The organism is Streptomyces sp. GESEQ-35 (genome assembly GCF_017948485.1).
Taxonomy (GTDB): domain Bacteria; phylum Actinomycetota; class Actinomycetes; order Streptomycetales; family Streptomycetaceae; genus Streptomyces.
On record NZ_JAFFSX010000010.1, the window covers coordinates 327,766 to 339,970 of the forward strand.

A 12,205-nucleotide genomic window follows, 5' to 3' on the forward strand; every position below is an offset into this window, starting at 1 on the left:
CCGAAGGGTGTGACGCGGTGTCTCAGGACCTCAGACGAGCAACGTCCTACTCCGATCGACGACAACAGAACCGCTGTAGACCGTACGAGAGCGTTCGGCGGCCGTCAACGCATTAACGTGAACCCCGACCTCACCGCGCGAAGGAGGCCCCGTGCCCAACGGCTCGCTCTCGCTGCCGGCCCGGCTCTACCTGCTGGCCTGGGACACCACGAGGAACGAGGTCACCGGCGCCGCCCACCTCCCCTACGTGGTGCGGGCGGGCGCCCTCACCGAGCTGGCCCAGCGCGGCCTGCTCACGGACGTCGACGGCATCGCGACGCCGGTCGACATGGACTCCCGCACCGGGGACGCCGTGCTCGACGGGCTGCTGGAGCTCGTCCGGGAGTCGCGGCCGCACCGGTGGCGGAGCTGGGTGAAGCTGCACGCGCGCGTGACGCTCGACGCGGTGCGCGAGAAACTCGCCGCCGACGGGTACCTGGCGGTGATGAAGAAGCGGGTCCTCGGGGTGTTCCCGAGCGTGGAGTACGGGGTGGAACGCGCCGCCGTCGTGGAGGCGCTGCGCGAGGAGGCGCGGCAGGTCCTGGAAGGTCCGGTGCCGGTCGCGGAGGTCTCCGACCGGGACGCGGCCGTCGTCACCCTCGCCGTCGCGGGGGGCCTGCGCATGCTGGTGCCCCGGAAGGAGCGGAGCCGCCACGAGGAACGGGTGGAGGCGCTCACGGAGCGGAGCGGTGCGGCAGCACCGGGACTGCGGACCGTGGTCCGCGAGGTGCGTGCGGGGGTGGTCGCGGCGGTGTCGGCACCGTCGGTGGCCACGGGGGGTTGAGGAGACGGCACGCGCGCGTGCCGGAGGCGCCCTACGGCGACCTCACAGAGCCCGACGCGCTGCCGGGGCGGACGCGCCAAGCGCTCCGCCGGAAGTGCCGCGAGGTGCCGTCGATCCGCGTGGCCGGTCGCGCCCGCGCGGCGGAGCCGCATAAAGATGCAGCCCTTGGCTCGAGCGCCGTCAGGCGTCCCGCATCAGCTCGGCGAGGTCGTGGTCCAGGTCGAGCTGTAGATGCTCCAGGCCGACGGGGACGAGCGCGCTCGTGGCCGCCAGGAAGGAGCGCAGCTCCCCCGAGCGGACGTGCACGACGGCGGTGCCCTCGGGGGCGTGGAACTCCAGGACGGTGCGGTCGTATCCGTACGGCCGTACTCGTACGTCGCCGTGGCCCTCGGCTTCCTGCATGCCGGCGGCGAGCAACTCGCGCGAGAAGGTCCAGCACACGTCCACGCCCTCCAGCGTGGCCGGGGCCGGGAAGGTCATGCGGACGGCGAACGGATCGCGGCGGTCGTACTGCAGGGTGGCGGGAATGCTCGGCATCCGCGGTGCTGCGGCGACGAGACGTGCCTCGACAGGCTGCTCGATGACGATGGACAACGCCTTGCTCCCTTGTGACGACTGGACGGACTTCCGGGGATGAGGCCGGGCACTGGAAGAGACGACGGAATCGGCCAATCCGTGCACACGAATGTGGAGTGACATCGGTCACCGCCATGCCCGCACGGGAGTGACCCGGCGCGACTCATGCGCTCCCAGGAGCACATGAGGCGGATCCGATGCCATCTGGACGGCTCGTTGGTGGTGGGCTAGCTTCGCCCGCCATGAGGCGCTTGGGGAGCACGCGACGGTCCGGGGCAAGGGGACGTACGAGACGAACGGTGTCCGTGGGGGTGGTGTGCGGGGCGGCGCTGGCGGTGCTGACGTGCTCCGGGCCCGCGCAGGCGAGTGAGGGCCGGTCGCCGCACTGGGAGCTCAAGGACAGCGGCACGACCGACGTACGGTTCCGGGGGCTGGCGGCCGTCAGCCGGGGCACCGCCTGGCTGGCCGGGAGCGCGGGCACCGTCCTGCGTACCACGGACGGCGGCGCGACCTGGCGGAACGTCTCGCCGCCGGGCGCCGCCGACCTGGAGTTCCGGGATGTCGAGGCGTTCGACGCGCGGCGCGCCGTGGTGCTGGCCATCGGCGAGGGCGAGGCGTCCCGCGTCTACCGCACCGAGGACGGCGGGGTGACCTGGACCGAGTCCTTCCGCAACACCGATCCGCGGGCCTTCTACGACTGCATGACCTTCTTCGACCGCCGTCACGGCCTCGCGATGAGCGACCCGGTGGACGGAAGGTTCCGCATCCTGTCGACGAGCGACGGCGGACGCTCCTGGAAGGTGCTGTCCGACGCCGGAATGCCGGCGGCACTGGCCGGCGAGGCCGGATTCGCGGCCAGCGGCCAGTGCCTGGTCGCCTCCGGACCGAAGGACGTCTGGCTGGCCACCGGCGGCGGTGCCCACGCGCGCGTGCTGCACTCGGCCGACCGTGGACGGACCTGGACGGCCACCGACACACCGATCCCGGCCGGCGACCCGGCCCGCGGCGTCTTCGCGCTCGCCTTCCGCGACCGCACCCACGGCCTCGCCGTCGGCGGCGACTACCGCCCGGACCAGGTCTCCCCGCAGGCCGCCGCACGCACCGTCGACGGCGGCCGCAACTGGCAGCCCGCCGCCCAGCCGCCGCCCGCCTACCGCTCCGGCGCCGCCTGGCTGCCTTACAGCCGCACCGCCGCCCTCGCGGTCGGCCCCACCGGCACGGACCTGACGACGGACGGCGGCCGCACCTGGCGGACGGTCGACACCGGCTCTTACGACACCGTGGACTGCACCCCGGACCTGGGCTGCTGGGCCGCCGGGGAGAAGGGGCGGGTGGCCCGCCTGGAGAGCTGAGCCGAAAAGTTGGGTACCCGGTCGCCGATTGCGAGAGGAGTGATCCCATATGCCACGCGGTTCGAGCCAGAAGCGGGAACGCCAGTACGAGCACATCAGGGAGAGCGCCCAGGAACGCGGCGAGAGCCCTGAGCGCGCCCAGGAGATCGCCGCCAGGACGGTCAACAAGGAACGCGCCCGGTCAGGCGAGTCGAAGACCGCCAGTCGTGTCTCGACCCAGGACATGTCGTCCGGCAAGAGGGGCGGCCTGCGGTCGGGCAAGGGCTCCCAGGGCCCCACCTACGACCAGCTCTACGAAGAGGCCAAGCGCCGCAACATCCACGGCCGTTCGGACATGAACAAGAGCGAGCTGGAGCGGGCGCTGGGCGGCAAGTGAACCGGGGTCGGCGGGCGGCCGTACCCTCGTCCTCACCATGACGACCGTACGCATCCCCACGAGCCGACCCGCGACCGAGGAACAGGCCCGTGCCGTCCAGGACGCGTTGCGTGAGCGGGTGGTGCTCGACGAGCCGGGACCGCCGCCCGGATCGGGGCACGTGACCGGTGTCGACGTGGCGTACGACGACGAGCGGGATGTCGTCGCGGCCACTCTGGAGGTCGTCGCCGAGGCCACGGCCTCGCCCACCCGCGCCGCTTCGGCCTCGCCAGCCACCTCGGCGTCCTCACCGGCCTGCCGACAACGCCTGCGCGCACACCCTCGCGCTCGCCTACTCGGCCGCGCCTTCTATGCGCCAGCGGCCCACCTCGCGGTAGTCCGAGTCGTACCGGAGTGCGGGCAGCGGGTGGGGCACCGGGTGCGATCTGAGTACGCGACTGAGTACCCGTACGGATGTGGCCACCCGGTGCCGGTCGGCAGGCTGGGGCGCATGACGACACACCGTGCCGCCCACCGTGCCCACAAGCCCCTCGCCGACCCGAACCGACCGGTCGAGCGTGCCGTGAACGCCGCGCTGGTCCTCGCCGTGCTGGCCGGGCTCGGCTGGATCGGCGGCATGATCTACACCCTGTTGGGATGGTCGCTGTAGGACCCGTTCACCGGCTCGCTGCCACCCGGAAGGTGATCCCCGCCGTGCACAGCCGTTCGGTCAGCGCGTCGCCCATCGCCACCGCTGTCGTGACCTGTCCGGACGTCGGCGGAAGTTCGTCGAACGCCAGGCACAGGGCCGACTCGGCGAACATCTTCGCCGTCTCGCCGTACCCGGGGTCCCCGCCCGCGACCTCGGTGAACACCCGCCGACCGCCGCCCTCGCCCACGAAACGCACGGAGAACCAGCTCTTCGCCCGCTTCTCGGGACCGGGCCCGTCCCCGGGCTCCAGCCGGGACGACAACCAGCGCCGCGCGGCCGGGAGTTGGGCGGCCGCCGCGACCGCGCCGGCGAAGGCGACCCCGCCCAGCGCGACCGGCAGATGCCGGACGGCCGCGTACTCGCGGTAGCGGAAGTCGGGCCCGTACCGCTCCAGCGCGCGCGCCGACCGCCGTACGATCTGCGCGTCGATGGTGGGCAGCGGCACCGCCCAGGCGCCGACCTCCCCGGCGAACCGGGGCGCACCCGTCGGTGCAGTCGCCCGGCGGCCCACCAGCCGCGGCTCGTGCCGGTTCCGGTCCCGCGCGGCGGCCAGCACCTGGCGCTGGCGGGACAACTGGTTGAGCGCCGAGGCGAACGTGCCGCCGGAGAACATGGCGTTCGCGGTCACGAACCCGTCGACGGTCAGCGGCACCCCCTCCGGCAGTTGCCGGACCGTGAAGTACGCCCCGAGGTCGTGCGGGATCGAGTCGAAACCGCAGGCGTGCACCAGCCGCGCGCCCGTCTCACGCGCGCGTGCGTCATGCCGGACGTACGTCAGGTCCACGAACTCCGGCTCACCGCTCAGGTCGATGTAGTCGGTGCCGGTCTCCGCGCAGGCGGCGACCAGATCCTCGCCGTACGTCACGTAGGGGCCGACCGTCGTGGCCACCACGCGCGCGTGCTCGGCGAGTTCACGCAGGGCGGCCGGATCGGACCCGTCCGCCTGGAGAACGCCGACGTCGCCGGCCAGCCGCTCGCGGAGCCGCTGGAGTTTCTCGCGGTTGCGCCCGGCGATCGCCCAGCGCAGTCCCTCCGGTGCGTGTGCGTCGAGGTACTCGGCTGTGAGCACCCCGACGAAGCCCGTGGCTCCGTAGAGCACGATGTCGTAGGGACGGTCCGTCCTGTTCGGCCTGGTCATGACACTCCTGGATCCCGCCGCTGCGCCGTTGTCGGTGGCCGAGGCTAGCGTGAGGAGTGCGGAGCCCGACGACGAGCCCGGAGGTGTGCGCGGTGGCCGTGCCCAAAAATGCCCTGAAGAAGTGGGAGAAAATACGCGAGTTCGCCCTCGGCCTGCCCGGCGCCACCGAGGAGTTCCCCTGGGGCGAGACCGTGGCGAAGGTCAACAAGAAGGTGTTCGTCTTCATGGGCGTCGACGACGGCAGCTATCCGATGGGCATCACGGTGAAGCTCAAGAACGACGAGGCTCACGCCCATGCCCTGACCTGCCCCGGTGCCGAGCCCGCCGGGTACGGCCTGGGCAAGTCCGGCTGGGTGAGCATCCCCCTGGAGCAGCAGGGTGCCCCGGCGGCGGAGCTGCTGTGCGACTGGGTGGAGGAGAGCTACCGGACGATTGCGCCCAAGAGACTCATAGCGGAGCTGGACGAGCGCTGACCGGTTACCGTGGCTAAGCGCTTGCTCGCCCAGGTCTTGTGTCCGTCCCACGTTCTTAGCATCATTGGTGTTACATCGGTTGTGTCATACCCCAGGGGGCTGGATGACGACGGCGTCACACACACCCGCGCAGGGCCCGCTCAGCGGCGTCCGCGTGGTCGAGCTGGCCGGTATCGGACCGGGCCCGTTCGCTGCCATGCTGCTGGCGGACCTGGGCGCCGACGTCGTGCGCGTGGACCGGCCCGGCGGCTCGGGGCTCGCCATCGATCCGGCGTACGACGTCACCAACCGCAACAAGCGCTCGGTCGTCGTCGACCTGAAGTCCCCGGACGGCCCCGCCCGCGTCCTCGACCTCGCCGCCCGCGCGGACGTCCTCATCGAGGGCTACCGCCCGGGAGTCGCCGAGCGCCTCGGCGTCGGCCCCGAGGCCTGCCGGACCCGCAACCCCAAGCTCGTCTACGGCCGGATGACCGGCTGGGGCCAGGACGGGCCGCTCGCCGACCGCGCCGGTCACGACATCGCGTACATCGCGCTCACCGGCACCCTCGGCATGATCGGCGACGCGGACCGGCCCCCCGCCGTCCCGGCCAACCTGATCGGCGACTACGCGGGCGGCTCGCTCTACCTCGTTGTCGGTGTCCTCGCCGCGCTGCACCACGCGCGCGTGACCGGAACCGGCCAGGTCGTCGACGCCGCCATCGTCGATGGCACCGCCCATCTCTCCGCGATGATCCACGGCATGCTCGCCGCGGGAGGCTGGCAGGACCGGCGCGGCGCCAACCTCCTGGACGGCGGCTGCCCCTACTACGGGACGTACGAGACGGCCGACGGCAGGTACATGGCGGTCGGCGCCCTGGAGCCCCAGTTCTACGCCGAGTTCCTGGAGCTCCTCGGCATTGAGGGACACGCCGGGTCCCGCAAGGACCTCGCGCGCTGGGACGAGCTGCGGGAGGCGGTCGCGGCCCGCTTCAAGGCCCGTACACGGGACGAGTGGACGGCCGTCTTCGAGGGCTCCGACGCGTGTGTGGCGCCCGTGCTGTCGCTCCGCGAGGCCCCGCACCACCCGCACCTCGCCGCCCGCGCCACCTTCACCGACCACGGCGGCATCACCCAGCCCGCCCCCGCGCCCCGCTTCTCGGCGACACCGACCGCCGTCCGCACCGGCCCCGCCCGGCCGGGCGCCGACACCGCCGACGTGGCCCGCGACTGGGACGTACCCGACCTCATGAAGGGCCAGGAATGAAGCGGAAGATCTTCGCCGCCGAGCACGAGGCGTTCCGCGCGACCGTCCGCGCCTTCCTGGCCAGGGAGGTGCTGCCGTACTACGAGCAGTGGGAGAAGGACGGCGTCGTCTCCCGCGACGCCTGGCGCGCGGCCGGCAAGCAGGGCCTGCTCGGCTTCGCCGTGCCCGAGGAGTACGGAGGCGGCGGCACCCCCGACTTCCGCTACAGCGCCGTCCTGGCCGAGGAGTTCACGCGCGCGGGCGCTCCGGGGCTCGCCCTCGGGCTGCACAACGACATCATCGGCCCGTATCTGACCGGCCTGGCCACCGAGGAGCAGAAGCGGCGCTGGCTGCCCGGCTTCTGCGACGGCTCGCTGATCACCGCCATCGCCATGACCGAGCCCGGCGCCGGATCCGACCTTCAGGGCATCCGGACGCACGCCGAGGACCGGGGCGACCACTGGCTGCTGGGCGGCTCCAAGACGTTCATCTCCAGCGGGATCCTCGCCGACCTGGTGATCGTCGTGGCGAAGACGACCCCGGAGGGCGGCGCGCACGGACTGTCGCTGCTCGTCGTCGAGCGCGGCATGGACGGGTTCGAGCGCGGCCGCAACCTCGACAAGATCGGCCAGAAGGCGCAGGACACGGCCGAGTTGTTCTTCCACGACGTCCGCGTGCCCAAGGAGAACCTGCTCGGCGACCTCAACGGCGCCTTCGGCCACCTGATGACGAACCTCGCGCAGGAGCGTCTGAGCATCGCCGTCTCCGGGATCGCCGCCGCCGAGCACGTACTGGAGATCACCACGGAGTACGTCAAGGAGCGCGAGGCCTTCGGCCGGCCGCTGTCGAAGCTCCAGCACATCCGCTTCGAGATCGCTGAGATGGCCACCGAGTGCGCCGTCACCCGCGCCTTCCTCGACCGCTGCATCGAGGACCACGCGCGCGGCGAACTCGACGCCGTGCACGCCTCCATGGCCAAGTGGTGGGCGACCGAGCTACAGAAGCGCGTCGCCGACCGCTGCCTCCAGCTGCACGGCGGGTACGGCTACATGGCCGAATACCCCGTCGCCCGGGCTTTCACCGACGGCCGTATCCAGACCATCTACGGCGGGACCACCGAGATCATGAAAGAGATCATCGGTCGTGCCGTCCTCGGCTGACCCTCACCGAAAGGCATACCCGTGAGCACCGAAGCGTACGTGTACGACGCGATCCGCACCCCGCGCGGCCGCGGCAAGGCGAACGGTGCCCTGCACGGCACCAAGCCCATCGACCTGGTCGTCGGACTCATCCATGAGATCCAGGGCCGCTTCCCGGGCCTGGACCCGGCGGCCATCGACGACATCGTGCTCGGCGTCGTCGGCCCCGTCGGCGACCAGGGTTCCGACATCGCCCGTATCGCCGCCGTCGCCGCCGGGCTCCCGGACACGGTGGCGGGCGTACAGGAGAACCGCTTCTGTGCGTCCGGCCTGGAAGCCGTCAACATGGCCGCCATGAAGGTGCGATCCGGCTGGGAGGACCTCGTCCTCGCCGGTGGCGTCGAGTCGATGTCCCGGGTGCCGATGGCCTCGGACGGTGGTGCCTGGTTCAACGACCCGATGACTAACCTGGCCGTCAACTTCGTGCCGCAGGGCATCGGCGCCGACCTGATCGCCACGATCGAGGGCTTCTCGCGGCGCGACGTCGACGAGTACGCGGCCCTCTCCCAGGAGCGGGCCGCCACGGCCTGGAAGGAAGGCCGCTTCGAGCGGTCCGTCGTCCCCGTGAAGGACCGCGGCGGCCTCGTCGTCCTCGACCACGACGAGCACATCCGCCCCGGCACGACCGCCGACTCCCTCGCCAAGCTGAAGCCGTCCTTCGCGGACATCGGAGACCTGGGCGGCTTCGACGCCGTGGCCCTTCAGAAGTACCACTGGGTCGAGAAGATCGACCACGTGCACCACGCGGGCAACTCCTCCGGCATCGTCGACGGCGCCTCGCTGGTCGCGATCGGCTCCAGGGAAGTCGGTGACCGGTACGGCCTGCGCCCGCGCGCCCGCATCGTGTCCGCCTCCGTCTCCGGCTCGGAGCCCACGATCATGCTCACCGGCCCCGCGCCCGCCACCCGCAAGGCCCTGGCGAAGGCCGGGCTGACCATCGACGACATCGACCTCGTCGAGATCAACGAAGCCTTCGCGGCGGTCGTCCTCCGTTTCGTCCGCGACATGGGTCTGTCCCTCGACAAGGTCAACGTCAACGGCGGCGCCATCGCGCTGGGCCACCCGCTCGGCGCGACCGGCGCGATGATCCTCGGCACGCTCGTCGACGAACTGGAGCGCCAGGACAAGCGGTACGGCCTGGCCACGCTGTGCGTGGGCGGCGGCATGGGCATCGCCACGATCGTCGAGCGCATCTGAATCCCCGGCGGAACCAAGAGACTTCAACGGAGACCTCCGACATGACACAGAGCACCACCATCCGCTGGGAACAGGACCGCGCCGGCGTCGTCACCCTCGTCCTCGACGACCCCGACCAGTCCGCGAACACCATGAACCAGGCGTTCCGCAAATCCCTCGCAGTGATCACCGACCGCCTGGAGGCCGAGAAGGACTCCATCCGCGGCATCATCTTCACCTCCGCCAAGAAGACGTTCTTCGCCGGCGGCGACCTGCGCGACCTGATCCGGGTCACACCGGAGACCGCGCAGGAGCTCTTCGACGGCGGCATGGCCATCAAGCGCCAACTGCGCCGCATCGAGACCCTCGGCAAGCCGGTCGTCGCGGCGATGAACGGCGCGGCCCTCGGCGGCGGCTACGAGATCGCGCTCGCCTGCCACCACCGCATCGCCCTCGACGCCCCCGGCTCGAAGATCGGCTGCCCCGAGGTCACCCTCGGCCTGCTCCCCGGAGGCGGCGGCGTCGTCCGCACCGTACGTCTCCTCGGCATCGCCGACGCCCTGCTGAAGGTGCTGCTCCAGGGCACCCAGTACAGCCCGCAGCGCGCCCTGGAGAACGGCCTGGTCCACGAAGTGGCCGCCACCCAGGACGAGTTGATGGCGAAGGCCCGCGCCTTCATCGAGGCCAACCCCGAGTCGCAGCAGCCCTGGGACAAGCCGGGCTACCGCATCCCGGGCGGCACACCCGCCAACCCCAAGTTCGCGGCGAACCTGCCCGCCTTCCCGGCCAGCCTGCGCAAGCAGACCAACGGCGCCCCCTACCCGGCCCCGCGCTCCATCCTCGCGGCCGCCGTCGAGGGCTCCCAGGTCGACTTCGAGACCGCGCAGGTCATCGAGGGCCGCTACTTCGTGGAACTGGCCGCCGGGCAGACGTCGAAGAACATGATCCAGGCGTTCTTCTTCGACCTCCAGGCCGTCAACTCCGGAGCCAACCGCCCCAAGGGCATCGAGCCGCGCCAGGTCCGCAAGGTCGCCGTCCTGGGCGCCGGGATGATGGGCGCGGGCATCGCGTACTCGTGCGCCCGCGCGGGCATCGACGTCATCCTGAAGGACGTGTCGGAAGAGGCGGCCCAGAAGGGCAAGGGCTACTCCGAGAAGCTGTGCGCGAAGGCCGTCTCCAGGGGCCGCAGCACCCAGGAGAAGGCGGACGCGCTACTTGCCCGCATCACGCCGACCGCGGACCCGCAGGACGTGGCCGGCTGTGACGCTGTCATCGAGGCGGTCTTCGAGGACCCGGCCCTCAAGCACAAGGTGTTCCAGGAGATCGAGCACATCGTCGAGCCCGACGCGCTGCTCTGCTCCAACACCTCCACGCTCCCGATCACCGCCCTCGCCGAAGGCGTCGAGCGCCAGGGCGACTTCATCGGGCTGCACTTCTTCTCGCCCGTCGACAAGATGCCGCTCGTCGAGATCATCAAGGGCGAGCGGACGGGGGAGGAGACCCTCGCCCGCGCCTTCGACCTGGTCCGGCAGATCAAGAAGACCCCGATCGTCGTCAACGACTCGCGCGGCTTCTTCACCTCCCGGGTCATCGGCCACTTCATCAACGAGGGCGTGGCCATGGTCGGTGAGGGCATCGAGCCCGCGTCGGTCGAGCAGGCGGCCGCGCAGGCGGGTTACCCGGCCAAGGTGCTGTCCCTGACGGACGAGCTGACGCTCACGCTGCCGCGCAAGATCCGGGGCGAGTCGAAGCGGGCCATCGAGGAGGCCGGCGGCACCTGGCAGACCCACCCCGCGGAGGCCGTCATCGACCGCATGGTCGACGAGTTCGGGCGTACGGGTCGCAGCGGCGGCGCGGGCTTCTACGACTACGTGGACGGCAAGCGCGCGAGCCTGTGGCCGGGCCTGCGGGAGCACTTCACGCGGGAGGGCGCGGAGATCCCCTTCGAAGACATGCAGGAACGCATGCTGTTCTCGGAGGCGCTCGACACGGTCAAGCTCGTCGAAGAGGGCGTGCTGACCTCCGTCGCCGACGCCAACATCGGCTCCATCTTCGGCATCGGCTTCCCGGGCTGGACCGGCGGCATCCTCCAGTACATCAACGGCTACGAGGGTGGCCTGCCCGGCTTCGTGGCACGCGCGCGTGAACTCGCCGAGCGCTACGGGGAGCGCTTCACACCGCCGGCGCTGCTGGTGGAGAAGGCGGAGAAGGGCGAGACGTTCACCGACGCGCCCTGACGTGTCGCTGAGCGACACGCTCACCTTGCCCTCGGGGGACGGGAGACCGAGGCTGACCGGCGAACCGGTCACGGTCCCCGTCCCCACGAGGAGCCTCCCATGGGATACCGTCCCGCCCTCGCCCTGCTGGACATCCTCCGCGGCGAGGGCGTGGACCGCATCTTCGGCAACCCCGGCACCACCGAACTCCCGTTCCTGGCCGCGCTGTCGGAGGCCGAGGGCGCACCCGAGTACGTCCTCGGCGTGCACGAGTGCGCCGTCGTCTCCATGGCCGACGGCTACGCCCGCGCCACCGGCCGCCCGGCCTTCGTCAGCCTGCACATCGCCGCCGGCCTCGCCAACGGGCTCATCGGCCTGCTCAACGCCCGTCGCTCCCGCACCCCGCTGGTCGTCACGGCCGGCCAGCAGGACCGCCGCCACCTCCAGCAGGACCCCATGCTCTCCGCCGACCTCATCGGCCTCGCCACCCCAGCGGTGAAGGCGGCATACGACGTCCAGCACGCCCGCGATCTGCCCCTCGCCCTGCGCCGCGCCTTCGCCCAGGCGGTACGACCCCCCGCCGGACCGGTGTTCCTGTCCATCCCGATGGACCTGCTGGCCGAGGACACCGAGGTCGAGGTCCCCGCCCGCACCCCGGTCCCCCCACAGGGACCGGCCGTCGGCCTGGACCGGGCCGCCCTCCTGCTCGGCGGCGCCACCCGCCCCGCGATCGTCGCCGGCGACGGCGTCGGCCGGGAGAACGCCCTCGACGCACTCGTCCGCGTGGCGGAAGCCGTCGGCGCCACCGTCCACCACCAGCCGATGGCCGACTTCCTCGACTTCCCCCCCCCCCACCCCCCCTCCCCCCCTGCCCCGTCCCCCCCCCCCCCCCCCCCCCCCCCCCCCCCCCCCCCCCCCCCCCCCCGCCCCCTCCCCCGCCCCCCCCCCCCCCCCCCCCCCCCC

12 protein-coding genes and 1 pseudogene are annotated in these 12,205 nt (G+C 71.8%); 11 read left to right on the plus strand and 2 right to left on the minus strand.

Annotated features, from left to right (window positions below; all coding sequences use genetic code 11):
• The first annotated feature begins 151 nt into the window (after window positions 1-151).
• Complete coding sequence (locus KCH87_RS21910; RefSeq protein ID WP_210587868.1) at window positions 152-823, plus strand: GPP34 family phosphoprotein; 672 nt, start codon at window positions 152-154, stop codon at window positions 821-823.
• A gap of 180 nt (window positions 824-1,003) precedes the next feature.
• Here KCH87_RS21910 and KCH87_RS21915 read toward each other — a convergent pair whose 3' ends face one another.
• Window positions 1,004-1,417 (minus strand): SsgA family sporulation/cell division regulator, encoded by a 414-nt coding sequence (locus tag KCH87_RS21915; protein ID WP_210587869.1) that lies wholly within the window; start codon window positions 1,415-1,417, stop codon window positions 1,004-1,006.
• Window positions 1,418-1,641: 224 nt separating this feature from the next.
• Here KCH87_RS21915 and KCH87_RS21920 point away from each other — a divergent pair, with 224 nt between their 5' ends.
• From KCH87_RS21920 to mmpA, 4 genes and pseudogenes are all read left to right on the plus strand, one after another.
• Window positions 1,642-2,751 carry an oxidoreductase gene (locus KCH87_RS21920; protein WP_247196542.1) on the plus strand — a complete coding sequence of 370 codons (1,110 nt, stop codon included), beginning with the start codon at window positions 1,642-1,644 and terminating at the stop codon, window positions 2,749-2,751.
• 49 nt (window positions 2,752-2,800) lie between these two features.
• Window positions 2,801-3,127 (plus strand): plasmid stabilization protein, encoded by a 327-nt coding sequence (locus tag KCH87_RS21925; RefSeq protein WP_210587871.1) that lies wholly within the window; start codon window positions 2,801-2,803, stop codon window positions 3,125-3,127.
• 37 nt (window positions 3,128-3,164) lie between these two features.
• A pseudogene (locus KCH87_RS21930) lies at window positions 3,165-3,430 on the plus strand (endonuclease V); the annotation flags it as partial.
• Between the two features lie 187 nt (window positions 3,431-3,617).
• A complete protein-coding gene (mmpA, locus tag KCH87_RS49190; protein WP_247196543.1) occupies window positions 3,618-3,776 on the plus strand; it encodes a morphogenic membrane protein MmpA in 159 nt (52 codons plus the stop codon).
• 7 nt (window positions 3,777-3,783) lie between these two features.
• Here the strand turns inward: mmpA and KCH87_RS21935 are convergent, their stop codons facing one another.
• Window positions 3,784-4,956, minus strand: coding sequence for a trans-acting enoyl reductase family protein (locus KCH87_RS21935; RefSeq protein WP_210587872.1), 1,173 nt, complete (start codon window positions 4,954-4,956; stop codon window positions 3,784-3,786).
• Between the two features lie 92 nt (window positions 4,957-5,048).
• Here KCH87_RS21935 and KCH87_RS21940 point away from each other — a divergent pair, with 92 nt between their 5' ends.
• From KCH87_RS21940 to KCH87_RS21965, 6 genes are all read left to right on the plus strand, one after another.
• Window positions 5,049-5,429 (plus strand): MmcQ/YjbR family DNA-binding protein, encoded by a 381-nt coding sequence (locus KCH87_RS21940; RefSeq protein WP_210587873.1) that lies wholly within the window; start codon window positions 5,049-5,051, stop codon window positions 5,427-5,429.
• A 103-nt stretch (window positions 5,430-5,532) separates the two neighbouring features.
• Complete coding sequence (locus KCH87_RS21945; RefSeq protein ID WP_210587874.1) at window positions 5,533-6,672, plus strand: CaiB/BaiF CoA-transferase family protein; 1,140 nt, start codon at window positions 5,533-5,535, stop codon at window positions 6,670-6,672.
• On the plus strand, window positions 6,669-7,811 hold the full coding sequence (locus tag KCH87_RS21950; protein ID WP_210587875.1) for an acyl-CoA dehydrogenase family protein: 1,143 nt from the start codon (window positions 6,669-6,671) through the stop codon (window positions 7,809-7,811). Before KCH87_RS21945 ends, KCH87_RS21950 begins: the two co-directional genes overlap by 4 nt.
• A gap of 21 nt (window positions 7,812-7,832) precedes the next feature.
• Window positions 7,833-9,047: an acetyl-CoA C-acetyltransferase gene (locus KCH87_RS21955; RefSeq protein ID WP_210587876.1), complete on the plus strand. Its 1,215-nt coding sequence runs from the start codon at window positions 7,833-7,835 to the stop codon at window positions 9,045-9,047.
• A gap of 41 nt (window positions 9,048-9,088) precedes the next feature.
• Window positions 9,089-11,263 carry a 3-hydroxyacyl-CoA dehydrogenase NAD-binding domain-containing protein gene (locus KCH87_RS21960; protein ID WP_210587877.1) on the plus strand — a complete coding sequence of 725 codons (2,175 nt, stop codon included), beginning with the start codon at window positions 9,089-9,091 and terminating at the stop codon, window positions 11,261-11,263.
• 99 nt (window positions 11,264-11,362) lie between these two features.
• Window positions 11,363-12,205, plus strand: an 843-nt coding sequence (locus KCH87_RS21965; RefSeq protein WP_210587878.1) for a thiamine pyrophosphate-binding protein, incomplete at its 3' end; no start/stop codon positions are given.